At 68.3% G+C, this 20,438-nt stretch carries 24 protein-coding genes; 3 read left to right on the forward strand and 21 right to left on the reverse strand.

All coding sequences use genetic code 11. From position 1 onward, the window contains the following. The first annotated feature begins 83 nt into the window (after window positions 1-83). A complete protein-coding gene (locus ACM6LU_RS28345; RefSeq protein WP_414940829.1) occupies window positions 84-710 on the forward strand; it encodes a PadR family transcriptional regulator in 627 nt (208 codons plus the stop codon). Here ACM6LU_RS28345 and ACM6LU_RS28350 read toward each other — a convergent pair. Next, window positions 641-1,492: a class I SAM-dependent methyltransferase gene (locus tag ACM6LU_RS28350; RefSeq protein ID WP_414940830.1), complete on the reverse strand. Its 852-nt coding sequence runs from the start codon at window positions 1,490-1,492 to the stop codon at window positions 641-643. The genes ACM6LU_RS28345 and ACM6LU_RS28350 overlap by 70 nt on opposite strands. Window positions 1,493-1,607: 115 nt before the next feature. Here ACM6LU_RS28350 and ACM6LU_RS28355 point away from each other — a divergent pair, with 115 nt between their 5' ends. Next, on the forward strand, window positions 1,608-2,453 hold the full coding sequence (locus ACM6LU_RS28355; protein WP_414940831.1) for a VOC family protein: 846 nt from the start codon (window positions 1,608-1,610) through the stop codon (window positions 2,451-2,453). 41 nt (window positions 2,454-2,494) lie between these two features. Here the strand turns inward: ACM6LU_RS28355 and ACM6LU_RS28360 are convergent, their stop codons facing one another. The 6 genes from ACM6LU_RS28360 to rpsB all read right to left on the reverse strand — a co-directional run bounded on the left by ACM6LU_RS28360 (window position 2,495) and on the right by rpsB (window position 8,289). Then, window positions 2,495-4,027, reverse strand: a complete 1,533-nt coding sequence (locus ACM6LU_RS28360) for a carboxylesterase/lipase family protein (protein ID WP_414940832.1) — start codon at window positions 4,025-4,027, stop codon at window positions 2,495-2,497. A 50-nt stretch (window positions 4,028-4,077) separates the two neighbouring features. Then, entirely contained in the window at window positions 4,078-4,992 is a 915-nt protein-coding gene (locus ACM6LU_RS28365) for a phosphatidate cytidylyltransferase (protein ID WP_414940833.1), read from the reverse strand. Next, the gene (gene frr / locus ACM6LU_RS28370) at window positions 4,992-5,549 is read right to left on the reverse strand and encodes a ribosome recycling factor (RefSeq protein ID WP_414940834.1); all 558 of its coding nucleotides are present in this window, start codon (window positions 5,547-5,549) and stop codon (window positions 4,992-4,994) included. Before frr ends, ACM6LU_RS28365 begins: the two co-directional genes overlap by 1 nt. A 51-nt stretch (window positions 5,550-5,600) precedes the next feature. After that, complete coding sequence (pyrH, locus tag ACM6LU_RS28375) at window positions 5,601-6,344, reverse strand: UMP kinase (RefSeq protein ID WP_005154669.1); 744 nt, start codon at window positions 6,342-6,344, stop codon at window positions 5,601-5,603. A 92-nt stretch (window positions 6,345-6,436) separates the two neighbouring features. Continuing rightward, on the reverse strand, window positions 6,437-7,261 hold the full coding sequence (gene tsf / locus ACM6LU_RS28380) for a translation elongation factor Ts (RefSeq protein WP_414940835.1): 825 nt from the start codon (window positions 7,259-7,261) through the stop codon (window positions 6,437-6,439). Window positions 7,262-7,347: 86 nt separating this feature from the next. Then, window positions 7,348-8,289, reverse strand: a complete 942-nt coding sequence (gene rpsB, locus ACM6LU_RS28385; protein WP_414940836.1) for a 30S ribosomal protein S2 — start codon at window positions 8,287-8,289, stop codon at window positions 7,348-7,350. 384 nt (window positions 8,290-8,673) lie between these two features. On the opposite strand from rpsB, the gene ACM6LU_RS28390 reads away from it, so the two are divergent. Further along, window positions 8,674-9,285 carry a murein hydrolase activator EnvC family protein gene (locus ACM6LU_RS28390; protein ID WP_414940837.1) on the forward strand — a complete coding sequence of 204 codons (612 nt, stop codon included), beginning with the start codon at window positions 8,674-8,676 and terminating at the stop codon, window positions 9,283-9,285. Between the two features lie 190 nt (window positions 9,286-9,475). Here ACM6LU_RS28390 and ACM6LU_RS28395 read toward each other — a convergent pair whose 3' ends face one another. The 14 genes from ACM6LU_RS28395 to ACM6LU_RS28460 all read right to left on the reverse strand — a co-directional run bounded on the left by ACM6LU_RS28395 (window position 9,476) and on the right by ACM6LU_RS28460 (window position 20,402). Further along, window positions 9,476-10,411 carry a FliA/WhiG family RNA polymerase sigma factor gene (locus tag ACM6LU_RS28395; RefSeq protein WP_414940838.1) on the reverse strand — a complete coding sequence of 312 codons (936 nt, stop codon included), beginning with the start codon at window positions 10,409-10,411 and terminating at the stop codon, window positions 9,476-9,478. 20 nt (window positions 10,412-10,431) lie between these two features. Next, a complete protein-coding gene (locus ACM6LU_RS28400; RefSeq protein ID WP_414940839.1) occupies window positions 10,432-11,427 on the reverse strand; it encodes a tyrosine recombinase XerC in 996 nt (331 codons plus the stop codon). Window positions 11,428-11,532: 105 nt separating this feature from the next. After that, a complete protein-coding gene (gene dprA, locus ACM6LU_RS28405; RefSeq protein WP_414940840.1) occupies window positions 11,533-12,672 on the reverse strand; it encodes a DNA-processing protein DprA in 1,140 nt (379 codons plus the stop codon). After that, window positions 12,669-14,180 (reverse strand): YifB family Mg chelatase-like AAA ATPase, encoded by a 1,512-nt coding sequence (locus ACM6LU_RS28410; protein WP_414940841.1) that lies wholly within the window; start codon window positions 14,178-14,180, stop codon window positions 12,669-12,671. Before ACM6LU_RS28410 ends, dprA begins: the two co-directional genes overlap by 4 nt. After that, on the reverse strand, window positions 14,181-14,567 hold the full coding sequence (locus ACM6LU_RS28415) for a YraN family protein (RefSeq protein ID WP_414940842.1): 387 nt from the start codon (window positions 14,565-14,567) through the stop codon (window positions 14,181-14,183). It abuts the gene before it with no gap. A gap of 240 nt (window positions 14,568-14,807) precedes the next feature. Beyond that, entirely contained in the window at window positions 14,808-15,131 is a 324-nt protein-coding gene (locus ACM6LU_RS28420) for a DUF2469 domain-containing protein (protein WP_003096226.1), read from the reverse strand. Beyond that, window positions 15,128-15,907, reverse strand: coding sequence for a ribonuclease HII (locus tag ACM6LU_RS28425; RefSeq protein WP_414940969.1), 780 nt, complete (start codon window positions 15,905-15,907; stop codon window positions 15,128-15,130). Before ACM6LU_RS28425 ends, ACM6LU_RS28420 begins: the two co-directional genes overlap by 4 nt. A gap of 58 nt (window positions 15,908-15,965) precedes the next feature. Next, window positions 15,966-16,895 (reverse strand): signal peptidase I, encoded by a 930-nt coding sequence (gene lepB / locus ACM6LU_RS28430; protein ID WP_414940843.1) that lies wholly within the window; start codon window positions 16,893-16,895, stop codon window positions 15,966-15,968. A gap of 31 nt (window positions 16,896-16,926) precedes the next feature. Next, on the reverse strand, window positions 16,927-17,295 hold the full coding sequence (gene rplS / locus ACM6LU_RS28435) for a 50S ribosomal protein L19 (protein ID WP_409490277.1): 369 nt from the start codon (window positions 17,293-17,295) through the stop codon (window positions 16,927-16,929). A gap of 159 nt (window positions 17,296-17,454) precedes the next feature. Next, on the reverse strand, window positions 17,455-18,219 hold the full coding sequence (trmD, locus tag ACM6LU_RS28440) for a tRNA (guanosine(37)-N1)-methyltransferase TrmD (RefSeq protein WP_414940844.1): 765 nt from the start codon (window positions 18,217-18,219) through the stop codon (window positions 17,455-17,457). Beyond that, window positions 18,219-18,731, reverse strand: a complete 513-nt coding sequence (rimM, locus tag ACM6LU_RS28445) for a ribosome maturation factor RimM (protein WP_414940845.1) — start codon at window positions 18,729-18,731, stop codon at window positions 18,219-18,221. The genes trmD and rimM overlap by 1 nt, the downstream gene beginning before the upstream one ends. A 22-nt stretch (window positions 18,732-18,753) precedes the next feature. Then, window positions 18,754-18,993, reverse strand: a complete 240-nt coding sequence (locus ACM6LU_RS28450; protein WP_003103110.1) for an RNA-binding protein — start codon at window positions 18,991-18,993, stop codon at window positions 18,754-18,756. Continuing rightward, window positions 18,990-19,436: a 30S ribosomal protein S16 gene (gene rpsP, locus ACM6LU_RS28455; protein WP_414940846.1), complete on the reverse strand. Its 447-nt coding sequence runs from the start codon at window positions 19,434-19,436 to the stop codon at window positions 18,990-18,992. Before rpsP ends, ACM6LU_RS28450 begins: the two co-directional genes overlap by 4 nt. Before the next feature lie 159 nt (window positions 19,437-19,595). Next, window positions 19,596-20,402, reverse strand: a complete 807-nt coding sequence (locus ACM6LU_RS28460; RefSeq protein ID WP_414940847.1) for a lysostaphin resistance A-like protein — start codon at window positions 20,400-20,402, stop codon at window positions 19,596-19,598. Between the last annotated feature and the right edge of the window lie 36 nt (window positions 20,403-20,438).

The raw sequence follows: 20,438 nt of genomic DNA on the forward strand, positions 1-20,438 counted from the left end.
ACTTCACCCCAAGCGGGTTGTCGTACGACCGTTTCCGATATATCGTGAACGTGTTGAAACATTACGTAGAGAGGATCTGCATCATGCGAGGACGACCTTTTCCTCCAGAACACGGCCGACCCGCCTTCGGGCCTTGGGCTCGCGGCGGCTTCGGCGACTTCCCCCCTGGCCCCGGCGGGCCAGGACACCGTCATCGGCACGGTCGCCGCGGTGGCCCCGGCGGACGGCGCGGCAAACGCGGTGACGTCCGCGCCGCGATCCTCGCGCTGCTTTCCGAGCAGCCGAGGCACGGTTACGAGATCATTCGCGAGATCGGCGAGCGCAGCGGCGGCTACTGGAAGCCGAGCCCCGGCTCGGTCTACCCGACACTGCAGATGCTGGCCGACGAAGGCCTGGTGATCAGCAAGGACGAGAGCGGCAAGAAGCTGTTCGAACTCACCGAATCCGGTCGCGCCGCGGCCGAACAGCAGGACGCCGTCCCGCCGTGGGAGCAGATCGCCCACGACGTCGACCCGGTCGAGGTGAACCTGCGCAAGGCGGGAGCGACCCTGGCCGCCGCGATCATGCAGGTCATGCACGCCGGCAGCGAGGCACAGCAATCCCGCGCCGTCGACGTGCTCAACGAGGCACGCCGGACGATCTACGGCATCCTCGGCGAGGCCGACGACGCTACCGCTCCGGACGAGACGCCCACCGAGGACGCGGAGTGACCTGGCACGACGAGGCCGGTGGGCTTGGTGCGCGTATGCACGCGATAGCCCACCGGCAGCGTCATCCGCTTCTCCCCCGCGCCTGACGAAACCTCGTTGAGGCGCCGGACCTCCGCGATCGCCTTCGCCGCGACCGGAGCACTGAACTCGATTTTCAGCACCGCTTCCATCGCGGCGGCGTCCTCGAACAGCCACCGCGTCATCACCTTGCGGCAGTCGAAATCTCGACGGGCGAAGAACTTCTCGACACCGGGCGGGTCATAGTCCGGCAGATCCAGTCGCATCCAGCGTCCGTAGGGCTCACTCGCCACATCGAGATCCACGATCGCCAACATCCCGCCGGGCCGCAGCACCCGCTCCGCCTCGCGGAGGCCGGGTTCACAGCCGGGGCCGAAGAAGTACGCGGTCCGCGCGTGAACGACGTCGAAAGCCGCGTCCGGCACGGGAAGTCGCTGCGCACGACCCTGCCGCACTTCGACGTTCGGCAGTCCCCCGACACGGCGCCGCGCGTCACGGACGAGCGGCTCATGGGGTTCGATCCCGAGCACCGACCGCGCCGTCGCGGCGAACAGCGGCAAGTGGAACCCGTCACCACAGCCGAGGTCGAGCACGTCCGCACCGGACCAGTCACGCTGCCCCGCGAGCACCCGCCAGATCTCGCCATCGACGTCCTGCGCGCGGTTCTCGACCTCGTAGGCCCTTTGGTAGTACCAGATATTCGGGCTCGGCAGCACTTCCTCGCCGCGGCGGAAGGAGGAGACAGCTCGGGGAAACCAGCGCACGAAAACTCCAACGATGCGGAGCCGGGCCGGGTTCCGGGCCATCCAGGTCGAAAACTTTCCCGGAAACAATGCGGATAGCGACTAGACTTTACTCCCACTGGTAAGGGAGAACCGCATGTCGCTTGGCTCGGCCGCTCACACTTCCGTCATCCCGTCAGGAATCCCGTGCTGGATCGAACTCGCATGCAGAGACGAAGCGGCCGCACAAGCCTTCTACGGCGGACTTTTCGACTGGGAGTACACAGTCCAGCGTGACCCGGCGACGCCGTCCGGCCGGTACTCGATCGCGACACTGAACGGCGTCCCGGTCGGTGGCCTGTACCGCGCAGGCGCGGAGGGGCCATCCGGCTGGAGTGTCCACATCTCCGTGCCTCAGGCGGCCGCGGCCGCCGAATGGGTGGACAGTCTCGGTGGCCGGGTCACCCTCGGACCGATGGCGATTCCCCATCGTGGCAACATCATTCACGCCGTCGACGCGTGCGGCGCGCACGTCGTCTTCTGGGAACCGCCGGAAACCTGGGAGTTCGCGACCGGTGTGCCCAACACCTTCAGTGGCGCGGATCTCAACACCCACGACGGCGCCGCGGCGGATCACTTCTACTGCCGCCTCTTCGACTACACCAGCCACCAGATCGGGGACGGCACGTCGCTCGACTACGCCGAATGGCTCATCGAGCACGAACCGGTGCTGTACCGGTATGTGATGGGCACGGAATACCGGCCGGACACTCCTCCGCACTGGATGGTCTATCTCGAAATCGACCCGGCTCGAGGCGCGGACGCCGCGGCGGGACAGGCCTTGATGCTCGGCGGCGCCGTCGTGGTCCAGCCCTACGACACCCCGTACGGCCGGATGGCGATCCTCGCCGACCCGGACGGTTCGGTGTTCGCCGTGATCGACCACTCCCGGGCCACCGAAGGCTGGGGGCGCGCCGAAGTCGACGATCCCTACGACGACTGAGCCGAAGAGCCGGGGTGACCGCGTCACCCCGGCTCCTGGCGTCAGAGACCGGCCCAGAACCCGCAGTCGTGCACGGCCGCGAGGTCGACCGGGCCGATCTCGCCCGGCGCGAGTGACTGCGTTTTCGGCGTGGGACGCCACTTCGGCAGTTCTTCACCGTTCGGATTCCCGGTCCGCGCGAACCGGGTCCAGTACTGAATCATCCGCTCCCCGAGTTTCTTCTGCTCGGGCTTCAAATCCGCCGGGAAACCGGTTAAATCAGACAAATATGCTAATTCAGACCCATGGGAAGCACCTGGTCGCATTCCCGGTGGAGCCGGAACGAGCGCGGGGGCGTCCCGATCGGCGAACTCGTACCCGAACGTCCGGGTGCGGCCGCTCAGCAAACGCTCGGTCCCGACCTGGGGACAACCCCAGATCCGGTCGGTCATGGCGTCGGCGTACGCCATCGCCGGACTCCCGTGCTTCGCCGACGGGTAACGGGCGGCGACGAGTGGTGCCTTTTCCTTGAAGGCGGTGCGCAGCAGTTCTTGGTAGTGCTCCTCGGTGAACGGCTGCCCGGGATACAGGCCGACGAACAGCCTGGCCTCGTCCCTGGTGACGCCGGTCAGCACCGGGACGCGGGCGAAGTGCCCGGCCTTCAGCGCGGTCGCCGGATGTTGTGGCAGCAGGCCGGTATCGAACGCGGGTGTCCCGAGAGGCTGGCTCACCAGGTCCTTCACCGGAAACCGCCGGAGGCAGGCGACGTCGGCGCAACCCAGCTTCTTCGCTGCGTCGGCTCCCATGGCCTCGACGTCGGCGCGGGGAAGGTACGGCGATCCCGCGGGCACGCCGGGGAAGAACCCACCGTCAGGCCAGGTCAGGGTGCACGGACCACTCTGGATGATCGCGCGGTGGAACAGTCCCGCGGCCGACGGGGAGGCCAGCTGGGCGCAGGTGCTCATCGCGCCGGCGGATTCACCGAACAGCGTGACGTTCCGGGGATCTCCCCCGAAAGCGCGGGCGTTGCGCTGTACCCAGCGAAGAGCGGCCTGCTGGTCCTGGAGGCCGAAGACGCCGGAATCGCGTCCCAGTTCCGGGTGCCCGAAGAAACCGAACACACCCAGCCGGTAGTTCACGGTCACCACGACGACGTCCCCGCCGAGAGCCATGCGCTGGAAGTCGTAGTCGCTTCCAGCGCCGGAAGTGAAGCCCCCGCCGTGCACCCAGACCATCACCGGACGCGGTTTGTGCGTCGGCTTGGCCGGGCTGATCACGTTGAGATACAGGCAATCCTCACTGTCGCTCGGTGCCGATCCGAGCCCCGGCCCCTGCGCACATCGAGGCCCGGGTTTGCTCGCGTCCCGCACGGCGGTCCACGATTCGGGTCTTTTCGGTGGCGCCCAGCGCAGGTCGCCGACCGGTGGCGCGGCGAACGGAATGCCTTGGAAACTCCGGTATTCGCTGGTACTCACCCCGCGAACGGGACCGGAATCCGTGCGGACGATCGGGCTTTCGCCCGCCTCCGCCACGGAGGTCGTCAGGGCACCGAGCGTCAGCACGCTCAGTGCCAGGGTCAGAAGTCGCTTACTCATCCTTTGAGTTCGCATACTCCGACCTTGGCCCAGCGCACCGGGCTTGTCACCTAGCCGGGCACGAACGCCGAAAGCAACAGCCAGGAGACGACGGCCGAAGGGAGCAACGAGTCGAGCCGGTCCATCAGCCCGCCGTGTCCGGGCAGCATGTTCCCCATGTCCTTGACCCCGAGGTCCCGCTTGATCAGCGATTCGACGAGGTCGCCGAGCGTCGCGGTGCAGACGATCGCCGCGCCGAACAGCACACCCTGCCAGGCATGGCCGTCGAGCAGCAGGCTCAGCGTCAGTGCTCCGGCGACCACACCGGCCACGAGCGAACCGGCGAAGCCTTCCCACGTCTTCTTCGGGCTGATACTGGGTGCCATCGGGTGCTTGCCACCCAGCACGCCGGCGATGTAGCCACCGGTGTCCGAGGCGACGACGCCGATCATGAACGCCAGTACGCGGCCGACACCGTCAGCCGGCGGGACGAGCATGGCGGCGAAGGCACCGAAAAGCGGGATGTACGCGGCGGCGAAGACGGACGCGCTGATGTCGCGCAGATAGCCGTCCGCACCGCCGGGCAAGCGCCAGAGCAGGCAGACGAGCACCGTCAGCACGAACGCCGTCAACGCGCCTTCGCGGCCGAACGGCCACGCCAGCCAGATCATCGCCTGGCCGCCGACGAGCACCGGCACCAGCGCGATCCGGATGCCCGCCGCCCGCTTCAGTGCCCCGGCCAGCTCGATCGTGCCGACCGCGATGGCGATCGCGATGATGCCGATGAACAGGAAGCGCACGGTGAGCAGGGACGTGATGATCGCCGCGCCCAGCAGCAGCCCGACCCCGATCGCGGCGGGCAGGTTGCGGCCGGCGCGGGAAACCTTCTGTACCGGTTCCGGCACGGCTTGAGAATCCGGCGCTGTGGCCGGAACCGGTTCCGGGTTTTCCACCCGGTCCTCGCGTTCCTCGCTCACCTGGCTCATCAGACCTCAAGCAACTCGGCTTCCTTGTGTTTCACCAGCTCGTCGACCTTGTGCGTGTAGGAGTCGGTGAGGTTCTGAAGTTCCTTCTCGGCGTGGACGACCTCGTCCTCGCCTGCCTCGCCGTCCTTCTTGATGCGGTCCAGCTCTTCCTTGGCCTTGCGGCGGACGCTGCGGATCGAGACGCGGGCATCCTCACCCTTGGCCTTGGCGACCTTCACCATCTCCTTGCGGCGCTCTTCGGTGAGCTGCGGGATGACGATGCGGATCACGTTGCCGTCGTTGCTCGGGTTGACGCCGAGGTCCGACTCGCGGATCGCCTTCTCGATGGCGTTGAGCGCGGTCTGGTCGTAAGGCTTGATCAACGCCATCCGGGCCTCGGGGATGCTGACGCCCGCCAGCTGGTTCAGCGGGGTCGGCGCGCCGTAGTAGTCGACGACAACGCGCGAAAACATCCCGGGGTGGGCCCGGCCGGTGCGCACCGACGACAGGTCCTCCTTGGCGACGGACACCGCTTTTTCCATCTTCTCCTCGGCGTCGAGGAGGGTCTCGTCGATCACGGCAACTCCCGTTGTTGTGTATTCGTACCGGTTGCGAAGAGCAGAGCAGTGCTACGCGGGCACCCCGTCGGCGGGGGTGTCGACCAGGGTGCCGATCCTCTCACCACTGACCGCACGAGCGATGTTCCCCTCGGTGAGGAGATTGAACACGATGATCGGCATGTTGTTGTCCATGCACAGGCTGAACGCGGTGGCGTCGGCGACCTTGAGGTCCCGTTCCAGCACCTCGCGGTGGCTGATCTCGTGGAACATCTCGGCGGTCGGGTCGCTCTTCGGGTCCGCGGTGTAGACGCCGTCGACGGCCTTCGCCATCAAGACGGCTTCGCAGCCGAGCTCGAGCGCACGCTGCGCGGCTGCGGTGTCGGTCGAGAAGTACGGCATGCCGACCCCGGCGCCGAAGATGACGACGCGACCCTTTTCGAGGTGACGCTCGGCGCGGCGCGGGATGTACGGCTCGGCGACCTGTCCCATGGTGATGGCGGTCTGCACGCGTGTCGGCAGGCCCTCTTTCTCCAGGAAGTCCTGCAGCGCCAGGCAGTTCATGACGGTGCCGAGCATCGCCATGTAGTCCGCGCGGTCGCGGTCCATGCCGCGCTGCGACAGTTCCGCGCCGCGGAAGTAGTTGCCGCCGCCGATCACGACGGCGATCTGCACGCCCGTGCGCGCGACGTCGGCGATCTGCTGAGCGACCGAGTGCACCACATCCGGATCAACCCCGATGGAACCGCCGCCGAACATCTCGCCGCCCAGCTTCAGCAGCACCCGCCGGTATCCGCCTTCGACCCGGACACCCATGTCGCTCTCCCTCATGCTCTGGACCCGACTGTGCCCCGTCCCCGATGGACGGAGACGGGGCACAGTGGTGACTCTTGTGTTCCGCGCCTGGATCAGGCCTGGCCGACCTCGAACCGGGCGAACCGGCTCACGGTCACGCCGGCCTCGTCGAGCAGGGCCTTGACGGTCTTCTTGTTGTCCTTGACCGACGGCTGCTCGAGCAGGACGTTGTCCTTGTAGTAGGCGTTGACCTTGCCCTCGATGATCTTGGGCATGGCCTGCTCCGGCTTGCCCTCTTCGCGAGCGGTCTTCTCCGCGATGCTGCGCTCGTTCTCAACGACGTCGGCCGGGACCTCTTCACGCGTGAGGAACTTGGCCTTCAGCGCGGCGACCTGCATGGCGGCGCCACGAGCGGCCTCGGCGGCGGCTTCGCCCTCACCGGTGTACTCGATGAGCACGCCGACGGCGGGCGGAAGGTCCGCACCGCGACGGTGCAGGTAGGTGGCGGTGGTGCCCTCGTAGGCGGCGACGCGGCGAAGCTCGAGCTTCTCGCCGATGCGGGCGGCCATCTCCTGAACGGTCTCGTCGACGGTCTTGCCGTCGAGCGAGGCGGCCTTCAGCTTCTCGACGTCGTTCGTCTTCTCGGCCTTGGCGACCTCGACGATCTTCGCGGCCAGGGCCTGGAAGTCGTCGTTCTTCGCGACGAAGTCGGTCTCGGAGTCGAGCTCGATCAGCACGCCGTCCTGGCCGGCGACGAGGCCCTCGGCGGTGGCGCGCTCGGCGCGCTTGCCGACGTCCTTGGCGCCCTTGATGCGCAGGAACTCGACGGCCTTGTCGAAGTCGCCGTCGGTCTCCTCCAGCGCTTTTTTACAGTTCATCATGCCGGCGCCGGTCAGCTCGCGGAGGCGCTTCACATCTGCGGCGGTGTAATTCGCCATCGTGCGTTGTCCGTCCTTTTTCAGGTACGAGAAGTCTTTGGGAAGGTACTCGTGGGGCCGCCCGAAGGCGGCCCCACGAGCGGGGATCAGGAGGAGGCGGTGGCCTGCTCGGCGACGGGCTGCTCGGCAGCCTGGTCCGCAGCGGGCTGCTCGGCAGCCTGCTCCGCGGCGGGCTCGGTGACCGCCTCGGTGGCCGCCTCGGTCGCGGCGACGGCTTCCTTGGCGTCCGCGGCGGCGGTCTCGGAGCCGGCGAGCAGCTCCTTCTCCCACTCGGCCAGCGGCTCGTCCGTGGCGACGACACCCGGCTCGGGCTTGGTGTCGGCGGAACCACCGTTGCGGCTGGAGCGGGCCATCAGACCGGCGGCGGCGGCCTCGGCCACGACCTTGGTCAGCAGCGCGGCCGAACGGATCGCGTCGTCGTTACCCGGGATCGGGTAGTCGACCTCGTCCGGGTCGCAGTTGGTGTCGAGGATCGCGACGACCGGGATGTTCAGCTTGCGAGCCTCGCCGACGGCGATGTGCTCCTTCTTCGTGTCGACGATCCACACGATGCTCGGCACCTTGGCCATGTCGCGGATACCGCCGAGGGTCTTCTCGAGCTTGTCCTTCTCACGGGTGAGCGTGAGGATCTCGCGCTTGTTCAGACCGGCGAAACCGCCGGTCTGCTCCTGCGACTCGAGCTCCTTCAGGCGGAGAAGACGCTTGTGCACCGTCTGGAAGTTGGTCAGCATGCCGCCGAGCCAGCGCTGGTTCACGTAGGGCATGCCCACGCGCGCGGCCTCGGAGGCGATCGCTTCCTGCGCCTGCTTCTTCGTGCCGACGAACATGATGGTGCCGCCGTGCGCGACGGTTTCCTTGATGAACTCGAACGCACGGTCGATGTAGGTCAGCGTCTGCTGCAGGTCGATGATGTAGATGCCATTGCGCTCGGTGAAGATGTAGCGCTTCATCTTCGGGTTCCACCGACGAGTCTGGTGCCCGAAGTGCACGCCGCTGTCGAGCAGCTGCTTCATGGTGACGACGGCCATTGCCGGAATCAACCTCTTCTGTGTCGTGCGCGCCCGGCTCCGCCGGGACCGCGCTTGCTCGGTTCGTCGCGCTCGGCCGGGTGGCCGTTCGCCCTGGTGCAGATGCTCGGGCCCGGACCCGGGAGTGAAGTGACTCCAGGGACCGCCGGGCCGTGTACCCCCGCCTGTCCTGACCCTCCGTGAGGAGATCGGCCATCGGGAGCGCGCACGTGCACGCGAAGTCAGTCCGCTGCCGCGGACCGCGCAAAAGAGTCTACTCCCTGTCGTCACCGTCTACCGCACCGGCAGCCTCCGATGAGAGCGGTTGTCCACAACCGCCTCGGTTATCCACAGATTCCACCGGCGCGTCCCGCTCGCCACGCCCGGTCCCCCAGGCTGGAACACATGACGACGACAACCTCTTCCCGCCCTGTCACCAGGCATTCCTTCGCGATCGACCGCACCGGCGGCAGGCACCGCCGTCCCGGGCGGCCGAGGCGCCTGCCGCGCGTCGCGATCCTCGCGGCCGTGCTCGCGATCCTGACCTCCACCGCCGCCCCGGGAACGGCCAGAGGCGCGCCTTCGCCCCAAGGACGCCTCTCTTGGCCGCTCTTACCGACACCCAGCGTCACCAGGTACTTCGAGCCGCCGTCGACGCCGTACGGCCCCGGCCACCGGGGGGTCGACCTCGTCGCCACACCGGGTACGAACGTTCTCGCGGCCGCGGAAGGAGTGGTGATGTTCGCCGGCCAGGTGGCTGGCCGGGGAGTGGTTTCGATCGAGCACGAAGGAGGCCTGCGCACCACTTACCAACCTCTCGCTCCGACCATCACCGCGGGTGATCAGGTCTACCGGGGCCAGGTGCTCGGCCCGGTCGCCGCCGGCCATCCGGGCTGCCCCGGGACGGCGTGCCTGCATTTCGGTGTCCGGCGGGGAGAGGAGTACGTCGATCCGCTCTCGTTGATCGGCGAACCATCCGAGATCCGCCTCAAACCCTGGGAAGGAGACCAGGTGTGAGTACGTGGGTTGAGCACGGTGATCGGACACCGAACTCACGGGACTGGACACCGCACAAGCGTGCTTGAAGACCGCAATCACGTATGCGGCTTCTGAGCACGCGAGATACGGCTCTGAGCACGTGAGTACGGTGCCACTCGGTGACGCAAGAGAGTCCGGGCAGCACGGCGCGAGTCTCTGGCGCACGACACTAGGGCGTCTCGACCAGTTTCGCGCGCAGCCGCATGACCGCGCGGGTGTGCAGCTGGCTGACCCGCGACTCGGTGACACCGAGGACCTTGCCGATCTCGGCGAGCGTCAGGCTTTCGAAGTAGTAGAGGCCGACCACGATCCGGTCGCGTTCGGTGAGCTGCGCGATCGCCTGTGCCAGCTGGCGGCGGTTGTCCTGGTCGACCAGGACGGCCACCGGGTCGACGGCGCCGTCGTCGGGCAGGGTGTCGACCAGCGAGCCGCTGTCCTTGCCGGCGGCGACCAGGTCTTCCAGCGCGATGACGCTGGTCAGCTGCAGCTGACCGTAGAACTCGCGCAGGTCGTCGACACTGATTTCGAGTTCGGCCGCCAGTTCGGCGTCGGTCGGCGTGCGGTTCAGCCGGGCACCGAGGCGTTCCAGCGCGCGTTCGGCCTCGCGGGCTTTGCTGCGCACCGCCCGGGGCACCCAGTCCTGGGAGCGGAGATCGTCGAGGATCGCGCCGCGGATGCGCTGCATCGCGTAGGTCTCGAACCGCAGGCCCCTGGCGGGTTCGAACTTCTCGATCGCGTCGACCAGGCCGAAGATCCCGGACTGGATCAGATCGCCGACGTCGACGTGGGTCGGCAGGCCGGTGCCGACCCGGCCCGCGACGTATTTGACGAGCGGGGCGTAGTGCAGCACGAGCCTGTCGCGCACGATCTGGTCCGGCGATTCGGTGAACTCCCGCCACAACGCCTGGATCCCGGCGTCCACCTCGTAGCCCGTCCGCGCTTCGGACGCGATGGCAGGACCGTTCCCGCCGGGACGGTGTTTCCCGGCGGTTTCGGTGACATGTGGGTCGACGGTCATCGGACCGCCGTTCTCAGCATGCGACTCAGGGTGATCTCCGTGCTCGTGCGGATGCGCGTGCGCCGCCGGTTCGGGCCGCCGGGTCACCTGCCGAGTCCTCCCCGGCATCATCGGGCCCGGGGGTGTGCGCGGTCGTGGATCGCCTTCAGCCGATCGACGGTCACATGAGTGTAGAGCTGCGTTGTGGCCAGCGTAGCGTGACCAAGCAGTTCCTGAACGCTCCGAAGATCGGCACCGCCTTCGAGCAGATGGGTGGCCGCCGAATGCCTCAGTCCGTGTGGCCCCATGTCGTTCGCGCCCGGCACCGAGCCGACAGCGTCATGAACTACCCGGCGGGCCGCCCGCGGGTCGAGCCTGCCGCCTCGCGCTCCCAGGAAGAGCGCGGCTTCCGCCGGTCCCTTCGGTTCGACGACGAGCTTTCCCCTGCCCTCGTCGAGCCACATCCGCAAAGCCGCTTCGGCGGGGACGCCGAACGGCACGACGCGTTCCTTGCCGCCCTTGCCCAGCACGAGCACGACCCGGCGGGAGAAGTCGACGTCGCCCACGTCCAGGCCGCACAGTTCGGAGACCCGCACTCCGGTCGCGTAGAGCAGTTCCACGATGGCACTGTCCCGCAAAGCAACCGGGTCATGCTGTTCGGCACCGGCGGCTGAGAAGCGCATGACCTCGCTCGCCTGCTCCACCCGGAGGACCCCGGGGAGCTTGCGGTGCGCGCGCGGCGCCACCAGCCGCCCACCTGGATCGGACGCGAGCGCGCCACCCCGGTGTGCCCACGCGGTGAAGGTGCGGGCCGCCGCCGCCCGCCTGGCCAGTGTCGTCCGGCTGGCCCCATCCTCGCGTTGACGGGCGAGCCAGCCGCGCAGCGTCCCGATGTCGAGGTCCTCGAAGCGGCCACCGTTCCCGTACACGAACCCGGCCAGCGACACGACATCGCCGAGATAGGCACGCACCGTGTGCGTGGACAGCCCGCGCTCCAGGGAAAGGTGCCGCTCGTAGTCGTCGATCAGCTTCCGGACGGGCTCCGGCAGCGCGGCACGGGCGGCGCGCAGATCGGGCCTGCGGGCGCGTTTTCCCGTGCCGTGGGGACCTTCGGTCGACGGCATGCCGATCACGCTGCGCGATGTACGGCGGATGGTCAAGTATCGCCGCACCCTGGTGTGGTGTCCGTGGTCGGATCGTGCCGGGATGGCGTCTCAGGCTTGGGCCAGTCAGGTCTTGGCCGTCCGTCTTCGCCACCCTGTGTCACCCCTTTCCGCGAAACCGTCGATTTCCAGTTCGGGAAGGAGCGAGCGGACGCGCTCGGCCGGGATGCCGGACTCGGCCGCGATCCGTTCCTCCGGTTTCGCCGACCGTTCCGAAAGCGCGTCGTGCACTCGCAGCGCCTCGGGGCCGAGCCGATCGGTGCGACGGCGTGGTTTCGACGGATCCGCGGCCGGCTGCCCGAGCCGTCCGGCGGTCTCGAGGATCTCGTCGACCGAGGTCACCAGCGTGGCGTCGCCTTCGCGGATCAGCGCGTGACAGCCGGCGGACATCCCCGACGACACCGGTCCCGGCATCGCCATCACTACCTTGCCGAGCGCTCCGGCCGTTCCGGCGGTGTTCCGCGCACCACTGCGCCTGCCCGCCTCGACCACGACGGTCCCATCCGTGAGCGCCGCGATGAGCCTGTTGCGGACGAGGAAGCGATGCCTCGCGGGCGAAGTGCCCGGCGGGTACTCGCTGGCCACCGCACCGGTTTTCGCGATGGTGCGCAACAGGGTCGTGTGCTGCGCCGGATACCCGGCGTCGATCCCGCAGCCGAGCAGGGCGACCGTCGTGCCCGCCGCGCTCAGCGCACCCCGGTGAGCCGCGCCGTCGATGCCATACGCCGCCCCCGAGAACACCGGGATCCCCCGGCTCGCCAGGTGATAGCCCACCTCGGCCGCGTTGTGCTCGCCGTAGCCGGTCGCCGCCCGGGCGCCGACGATCGCGATCGCCTGGTCCACCGCCTCGTCGAGCCTGGCCGGGCCGCGTACCCACAGTGCCAGCGGAGGCGCCATTCCGGAGACACCCCTGCGCTGGGCGATCGCCAGCGAAAGCAGCGGCCAAGCAGGCCATTCGTCGTCCTCCGGGATGACAAGCCTGGTCTCGGCGGCGGCCGCCCGTTCCAGATCCCGCTCGGCGTAGTCGTGGGCTCGCCGCGCGGCCGTCTCGTCACGCACCTTCGGCGGGCAGTCGGCACGCCGAACCCGTTCCGCAGCGACCACCGGGCCGTGTTCGCCGACGAAATCGGCCAAGGCAGGGGCCGGCGGCTCGGCCACGCGCAGCAGGTACGACCGCGCGATCCGTTCAGCCTCGAGTTCACTCATCCGGATGACCTCTCCCGGAAGTTCAGCGCCGCCGCGACCTCGTCCGCTTCCGGTCTCTCGGCGCCCTTCAGATCGGAGAGCGTCCAAGCGATGCGAAGACATCGGTCCGCGCCGCGCGCGGTGATCGCACCCCGCTCCAGCGCACGGTCCAGCAACGCCGTGACCTGTGCCGGCAGCGCGAACTCGCGGCGCAGTGCCGGGCCGGGCACCTCCGCGTTCGTCGGCCAGCCCTGCTCCGCCCAGCGTTTTCCGGCCCGTTCACGGGCCTCCAGTACGCGTTCCCGGACGGCCGCCGACGCTTCTGGTGGCTCGCTCAAGTGCGCGCTGAGCACGGAAAGCGGACGTAAGCGGACCCGCAAATCCACCCGATCGAGTAACGGGCCGGACAATCGGCCCAAGTACCGCCTTCGCGCGGCCGCCGAACACATGCAGTCGGCGTCTTTCGTCGGGGCGCAGGGACAAGGATTGGTCGCCAGTACCAGCTGGAAACGCGCCGGGTACCGCACGGCGCCCTTGACTCTCGCGATCCGCACCTCACCCTCTTCGAGCACCGTGCGCAGCGACTCGAGCCGCTCCGGGCCGAACTCGCAGACCTCGTCGAGGAACAGGATTCCCCGATGCGCGCGGCTGATGGCGCCGGGCACGGCAAGGCCGCTGCCGCCGCCGATCAGGGCGGGCACGCTGATCGAATGATGCGGCGCGATGAACGGCGGCACGGTGACCAGCGGCGCGGACGGGGAGAGCGAACCATCGATCGAGTGGACCGCGGTGACCTGCAACGACTCCTCGGCCGTCAGCCTCGGGAGGAGTCCGGGAAGACGTTTCGCGAGCATCGTCTTCCCCACCCCGGGAGGACCGGTCATGAGCAGGTGGTGCCCACCCGCGGCGGCCACTTCCAGTGCCCACCGCGCTTCCGGTTGTCCCACGACGTCGGCGAGATCGGGGACCTGTGGTGGCTCCTGGACGACGGCAGGCTGGGGCCGGGTGAGTTCACCTTCGCCCTTGAGCCAGTCCACGAAATCGCTCAGCCGGGCTACCCCGCCGACCTCGAGTCCGTCCACGAGAGCGGCTTCGAACAACGACTCGGCGGGGACGACCGCCCGCCGGTACCCGGCCTTGCGCGCCGCCAGCAAGCCCGGCAGGACCCCGCGGACCGGCCGTACCCTGCCGTCGAGGGCGAGTTCTCCGAGCAGCACGGTGTCGAGCAGCTTCGTGGCCGGAACGGAGCCCGTCGCGGCCAGGACCGCCGCCGCGATGCCCAGGTCATAGCCGGACCCGACCTTCGGCAGATTCGCCGGAGACAGGCCGAGGATCACCCTTTCGTCCGGCCACGTCTGCCGCGAATTGCGGACGGCGGAGCGGACCCTGTCCTTGGCCTCCTTCAACCCGGCGTCGGGCAGGCCGACCATCGTCACCTTCGGCGAGCCGCCGCCGATATCGGCCTCGATCTCGATCATCTTGCCGTCGACGCCGAGCAGTGCGACGGACCAGGCCTTCGCCAGCGCCATTCAGAACGCCGCCTTGATGTGCCGGACCTGAGGCGGGGTTCCGGGCCGGGCGAGGATCGCGATGATGTCGTAGCGGACCGGGCACCAGCGGAGCATGAACGCGCGCTGCCACTGGTACGCGAGACGACGGATACGGTCCGCCTTGTCCGGGGTCACGGCCTCGGCCGGAGTGCCGAAGCCCAGCCCCGCCCTCGTCTTCACCTCGCAGAAGACGAGGCGTTTCCGGTCGGTCGCGACGACGTCCAGTTCGCCGTCGCGGCAACGCCAGTTACGGCTCAGGACGACGTATCCCGTCTTCTCCAGGTGCCGGACCGCGAGCTCTTCTCCCCATCGCCCCAGCTCGATGTGCGGCGCTCCGGCGGACGGCTGTTCGGCCGTGCTCATCATCTCGATCCCCCTCAGCGATCGTCACAGTGCGTGTGCGATCGACGTTGCCAGGGTGATCAGGTGCCGACCAGGCTCAATCCACCGGCCTGTGGACAACTGGGGTGTTGTGGATGGTTCGGGCGCGTTCAGGCCCGCCGACCGGGAATTGTCGGCGCCCTGTGCTAGGCGCCCCACAAGTACAGGAAGGCCCCCTTCTTGTACCTAGGCGCAAGGAAGGGGCCTCCATGTACTCGGAGAAGATCAGCCGGAGAACGGACCGTCCTCGGGCAGCCGGAGATCCGGCTTGTCGAGTTCCTCGACGTTGACATCCTTGAACGTGATGACCCGGACGTGCTTGACGAACCTGGCTGGCCGGTACATGTCCCAGACCCACGCGTCGGACATGCGGACCTCGAAGTACACCTCACCGCCACCGTCGCGCACCTGCACGTCGACGGCGTTGGCCAGATAGAACCGCCGCTCGGTCTCCACCACGTACGAGAACTGGCCGACTATGTCGCGGTACTCGCGGTAAAGCGAGAGCTCCATCTCGGTCTCGTACTTCTCGAGATCCTCTGCGCTCATGAAATCCGCGCCCCTCCTCGCGATTCTGCTGATACTCCAGCGGCGGAGCGTTCATTGTTACCCACGTACGGGCCGAGGGCACGTATCGGCACGCTTGGGTTTTCCAGCGCCGCGACGGTCAGCACCACCGGGTGAGGCGGCCGCGCCCGATGCGCGGCGGCCACGGTGGCCACATTCGCGTACGACCAGCGATGCACCGGGCTCGGGCCGTGCGTGTTCAGCGCCGCGCTGTGCTCGGTCGTGCTGTACCCCTTGTGCACGTCGAAGCCGTAGTGCGGGTGGACGTCGTGCAGGTCGCCCATGATCCGGTCCCGCGTGACCTTGGCCAGCACGGATGCCGCCGCCACGCACGCGACGGCCTTGTCTCCCTTGATCACTGGCACACTCGGGGCGGGCAGCCCGGAGACACGGAATCCGTCGGTCAGGACGTAGCCCGGCGTGCTTCGCAGCGCCGAGACGGCACGCCGCATACCTTCGAGGTTCATGACGTGGATGCCGAACAGGTCGACCTCGGCCGACGGAATGACGATGACCGAATAGTCCAGCGCGCGCTGGACTACCCGGTCGTAGACGCGATCACGGGCTTTGGCCGTGAGCACTTTGGAATCGGTGAGCTCGGGCAGCCGGGCAGCGTCGGCGGAACGCAGGACGCACGCGGCAACGACGAGCGGGCCGGCGCAAGCGCCGCGCCCCGCCTCGTCGACTCCGGCGACGGGCCCAAGGCCCCGCCGGTCCAGCGCGCTCTGCAACCCCCAGAAGAGGTCGCCACGCACCACTGCCCGCGGCGGCCGAAGCGGTTCGGCCGGTGTGAGCGGTACAGGAAATCTCAAGGCCTTACCGCCTCCGGTCGACCGCCTTGCGCACTCCGGACGACATCCGCCTGCCGAAGAAGACCATCGGCCACGCTGCCGCGACGCCGACACCCAGGGGAAGCCCCTGCTGCCAGGCCGGCGCGCCCAGCGCCAAGGGCTGCGCGTTCGCCTGCGGGTTGTGGTCCGAAACGCCACCCCAGCGGCCGGGCGGGAGCACGATGACGCGCGCCTTGCCGATGATGTTGTCGACCGGGACGGCACCGTTCACTCCGCCGCCGCCCTGGAACCGGGAGTCGCTGGAGTTGTTGCGGTTGTCGCCCATGACATAGACGTATCCGGCGGGAACCTTGATCGGGTCGAACGTCTTCTGGGTGGCTCCAGTGCCCTCTTCCCAGTGGATGTACGGCTCGTCGAGCGCTTTGCCGTCCACGACGACGCGGTTGTCGTCGCAGCACTGCACCGTCTGGCCGCCGACCGCGATGATCCGCTTGACGAAGTCACGCTCGTCCGGCGGCGCGAACCCGATCAGGGACCCCAGCGCGCGGAAGCCGCTGACGAAGATGTTGCTGGACTCCGGCGTCTCGATCTCGCCCGCCCACGCGGGCGGTCCCTTGAAGACCACCACGTCGCCCGGGCCGGGATCGGTGAAGTCGTACGTGATCCGGTCGACCAGGATCCGGTCGCCCGTGCACCCACTACAGCCGTGCAAGGTGGTCTCCATCGATCCCGAGGGGATCATGTAGACCTTGGCGAGGAACTGCTGGATCAAGATCGTCAGCACGAGTGCGACGACGATCAGGATCGGCAGTTCCTTCCAGAACGACCGCTTCTTGTTGACCTTGCCGAATTTCTTGGAGCCGGATCGGCCCCGCCGGGAGGCCCTGGTGGGGCGCTCCTCTTCGGGGCGATCGGGCTCATCTTCGGACGTGTTCTGGGACACGGGTTCGACCACGACGCCAGGCTACCTGTAACCGTCCGGCCACTCAGGAAGCGGAGGTCTTCTCGCGGTTTTCGCGGCGTTCCTTGATCTTGGCGGCCTTGCCGCGAAGATCGCGGAGGTAGTAGAGCTTCGCCCGGCGGACGTCGCCGCGCTTGTAAACCTCGACCTCGGCGATGTTCGGCGAGTGCACCGGGAAGGTACGCTCCACGCCGATGCCGAACGACACCTTGCGGACCGTGAAGGTCTCGCGGATGCCGCCGCCCTGGCGACGCAGCACGACGCCCTGGAAGATCTGGTTACGCTCGCGGTTGCCCTCGATGACGCGGACGTGAACCTTGAGCGTGTCGCCCGGTCGGAAGTCCGGGATGTCGGAACGCAGTGACTGCGCGTCCAGCGCGTCCAGGGTGTTCATCGGTGGTCCGTCCTCGTCTTCGTATGGCTTACGTGCAGCTTGGGCGCGCAGTGTCGGAACTGCGACCTACCCGGGGGCTGATGGCGTTCCGGTGTACGGCGCCGGCTGTTGAGCCGCGCGTCCACTCACGCCAACCTGTCAAGTATTGCAGACCGGGCCTCAGGTGTTCGAACCGGCCTGGCCGGTGTCCTCGTCCAACCGCTCGAGGACCTTGAGATCGTGCTTGTCGAGACTACCTTCCGGCAGTTGGCCGATCAGTTCCGGCCTGCGCCGCACGGTGCGTGCCAGCGCTTGGTCACGGCGCCAGCGGTCGATCAGCGCGTGGTTGCCGGAGCGCAGGACGTCCGGCACGGGCAGTTCCCGCCACACCTCCGGCCGCGTGTAGCTGGGGCCTTCGAGAAGGCCGTCGGAGAACGAGTCCTCCTCGGCGGAGCGCGAGTTCCCGAGCACGCCAGGCAGCAGCCGGACGACGGCCTCGACCATCACCAGAACCGCGGCCTCGCCGCCGACCAGCACGTAGTCGCCGATCGAGACCTCGTCGACGGCCATCCGCCGCGCGGCGTCGTCGATCACCCGCTGGTCGATGCCCTCGTAACGGCCGCACGCGAACACCAGGTGCTCCTCGGCGGCGTACTGGTGGGCCATGGCCTGCGTGAACGGCCGTCCGGCGGGGGTCGGGACCACGAGGCGGGTGTTCTCGCCGCAGACTTCGTCCAGGGCGGGGCCCCAGATCTGCGGTTTCATCACCATGCCGGGACCGCCGCCGTACGGCGCGTCGTCGACCGCGCGGTGGACGTCGTGCGTCCAGTTCCGCAGGTCGTGCACGCCGACCTCGATGAGGCCGCGGTCGATCGCGCGCCCGAGCAGCGCGGCACGGAGCGGGTCGAGGTATTCGGGGAAGATCGTGACGACGTCGAGGCGCATCAGGCGTCCAGCAGGCCTTCCGGCGGGTCGAGGACCACGCGGCCGCCCGCGACGTCGACCGCCGGGACGATCGCCTTCACGAACGGGACGAGCACCTCACGTCCGTCGTGCTCGATCGACAGTAGTTCCCCTGCCGCCGAATGCACGATTTCGAGCACCTTGCCGACGAGCGTGCCGTCGACGAGTTCGGCCCGCAGGCCTTCGAGTTCGTGGTCGTAGAACTCGTCGGGGTCTTCGGTCGGCGGCAGCGTCGAAGTGTCGGCGATCAGCAGCGCACCGCGAAGGGTCTCCGCGACGTCCCTGGTCAACACCTCTTCGAAACGCACCAGCAGCCGCCCGCTGTGTTCGCGGGCGGCTGCGATGGTGAGGTTTCCGCTGCTGCCGTCACGCAGCTTCGTCGTGACGGCCGAACCGACCGCGAACCGCTGTTCCGGCGAGTCCGTGCGCACGTCCACCGCGAGTTCCCCGCGGATTCCGTGCGCTTTGGCGATCCGGCCTACTACGACGTCCATCTCGATCTGTCTCTGTCCGTGGTCAGCGATCGGTGTCGACGACGTCCACGCGGACGCCGCGGCCACCGATGCCGCCCATGACGGTGCGCAGGGCGGTCGCCGTGCGGCCGCCCCGGCCGATCACCTTGCCGAGATCGTCGGGGTGCACGTGCACCTCGAGCGTGCGGCCACGACGTGTGGTCAGCAGCTCGACCCGGACCTCGTCCGGGTTGTCGACGATCCCGCGCACCAGGTGCTCGAGGGAGTCAGCGAGGAAGCTCACGCCTCGGCCTTGTCACCCTCGGCGGCCTGGGCCTTGTCGGCTTCGGCCTTCTTGGGGGCGGACTTCTTCTTCGGCGTGGTGGCCTCGGTCGACGGGGCGTCACCGGCCGCGGCGAGCGCGGCGTTGAACAGGTCCTGCTTCGACGGCTTCGGCTCGGCGACCTTCAGGGTGCCCTCGGCGCCCGGCAGGCCCTTGAACTTCTGCCAGTCACCGGTGATCTCGAGGATGCGCTGGACCGGCTCGGTCGGCTGGGCACCGACGGACAGCCAGTGCTGAGCCCGCTCGGTGTCGACCTCGATGAAGCTGGGCTCTTCCTTCGGGTGGTACTTGCCGATCGTCTCGATGGCCTTGCCATCACGGCGGGTACGCGCGTCGGCGACGATGATGCGGTAGTACGGCGCACGGATCTTGCCGAGACGCTGCAGCTTGATCTTGACGGCCACGGGTGTGGGTACTCCTCAGTTCTCTCTGATGCAGGTGGAAGGCGCACGAAAGCCGAGTGGGGACACGGCTACGCACACCCGAAGGTCCGGAGCTCGGGCGCGGTGAGAGGGTCCGGCCAAAGCAGGCAAGCGAACATTCTGCCAGACGCCGGCTGACGGTCAGAACGCGGCTATCCCGAGCGACGCGAGCAAGATCGTCACGGCCGGGAGGAAGTTGTTCACCTGATGGGCGACCACGCTGCCGAGCAGCCGTCCGGTGAACACTCTTGCCAGCCCGATCGGGATCGCGATCACCAGCAGCAACGTGGTGCGCAGCGGTTCGAGGTGGCTCGCCGCGAAAATGGCCGTGGAGACCAGGAACGCCGCGATCCTCCCCCAGCGTTCGGTGCGCCATTGGAGCCGCTCGACGGCACCCCACAGGAGGCCGCGGTAGATGATCTCCTCGCAGATCGGCCCGACCAGCCACAGGTAGATGAACATCACGACGGCCGCCGACACCGACATCCGCCGGTCCTCCACGAGCGCGCTGATCGCCGAGGTCGCGTTCGCGTCGCCGACGACCTGTGTCCACACGTAGGCGGCGAGCGAGGTGAACCCGAGGCCGAGCACCCCGAGTTTGAGCCCGAGCTTGACGTCGGCCCAGCTCCAGCCGATCCGGAGGTCGGCGAAGGGGCCGTTGCCGCGGAGCCGGGTGATCAGCAGCGCCACCCCGGCGGCGACCATCGTCGGCACCATCGTGCCCAGCAGCACCACGCGCATCGGCAGGGGCTGACCGGGCTGGACGTCGCCGAGCAGGACGCTGATGAACGCCGCCGACGCCAGCAGGACGGCCTCCACCAACAGGAAGGCCCCGAATCCCCAGCGATGCGGCGGTGGCGTGTCGGGGGCGGCCACCTCACCTCCGACAGCGAGTTCGTCCGGCGGCGCGGCCTCGGGGATCGGCTCCCTTGGCTGAGATACGGTCACGCCGACCCTCCGGTGATCGTTCGGTTACTCGAGGAC

The organism is Amycolatopsis sp. cmx-11-51, from assembly GCF_047608665.1.
Taxonomy (GTDB): Bacteria; Actinomycetota; Actinomycetes; order Mycobacteriales; family Pseudonocardiaceae; genus Amycolatopsis.

Bases quoted from the DNA above. Each gene is read 5' to 3' on its own strand.
- ACM6LU_RS28345 (WP_414940829.1), top strand. From the start codon at position 84: ATGCGAGGACGACCTTTTCCTCCAGAACACGGCCGACCCGCCTTCGGG.
- ACM6LU_RS28355 (WP_414940831.1), top strand. From the start codon at position 1,608: ATGTCGCTTGGCTCGGCCGCTCACACTTCCGTCATCCCGTCAGGAATC.
- ACM6LU_RS28360 (WP_414940832.1), bottom strand. From the start codon at position 4,027: ATGAGTAAGCGACTTCTGACCCTGGCACTGAGCGTGCTGACGCTCGGT.
- ACM6LU_RS28365 (WP_414940833.1), bottom strand. From the start codon at position 4,992: ATGAGCCAGGTGAGCGAGGAACGCGAGGACCGGGTGGAAAACCCGGAA.
- pyrH (WP_005154669.1), bottom strand. From the start codon at position 6,344: ATGGGTGTCCGGGTCGAAGGCGGATACCGGCGGGTGCTGCTGAAGCTG.
- tsf (WP_414940835.1), bottom strand. From the start codon at position 7,261: ATGGCGAATTACACCGCCGCAGATGTGAAGCGCCTCCGCGAGCTGACC.
- rpsB (WP_414940836.1), bottom strand. From the start codon at position 8,289: ATGGCCGTCGTCACCATGAAGCAGCTGCTCGACAGCGGCGTGCACTTC.
- ACM6LU_RS28390 (WP_414940837.1), top strand. From the start codon at position 8,674: ATGACGACGACAACCTCTTCCCGCCCTGTCACCAGGCATTCCTTCGCG.
- ACM6LU_RS28400 (WP_414940839.1), bottom strand. From the start codon at position 11,427: ATGCCGTCGACCGAAGGTCCCCACGGCACGGGAAAACGCGCCCGCAGG.
- dprA (WP_414940840.1), bottom strand. From the start codon at position 12,672: ATGAGTGAACTCGAGGCTGAACGGATCGCGCGGTCGTACCTGCTGCGC.
- ACM6LU_RS28410 (WP_414940841.1), bottom strand. From the start codon at position 14,180: ATGGCGCTGGCGAAGGCCTGGTCCGTCGCACTGCTCGGCGTCGACGGC.
- ACM6LU_RS28415 (WP_414940842.1), bottom strand. From the start codon at position 14,567: ATGATGAGCACGGCCGAACAGCCGTCCGCCGGAGCGCCGCACATCGAG.
- ACM6LU_RS28420 (WP_003096226.1), bottom strand. From the start codon at position 15,131: ATGAGCGCAGAGGATCTCGAGAAGTACGAGACCGAGATGGAGCTCTCG.
- rplS (WP_409490277.1), bottom strand. From the start codon at position 17,295: ATGAACACCCTGGACGCGCTGGACGCGCAGTCACTGCGTTCCGACATC.
- trmD (WP_414940844.1), bottom strand. From the start codon at position 18,219: ATGCGCCTCGACGTCGTCACGATCTTCCCCGAATACCTCGACCCGCTC.
- rimM (WP_414940845.1), bottom strand. From the start codon at position 18,731: ATGGACGTCGTAGTAGGCCGGATCGCCAAAGCGCACGGAATCCGCGGG.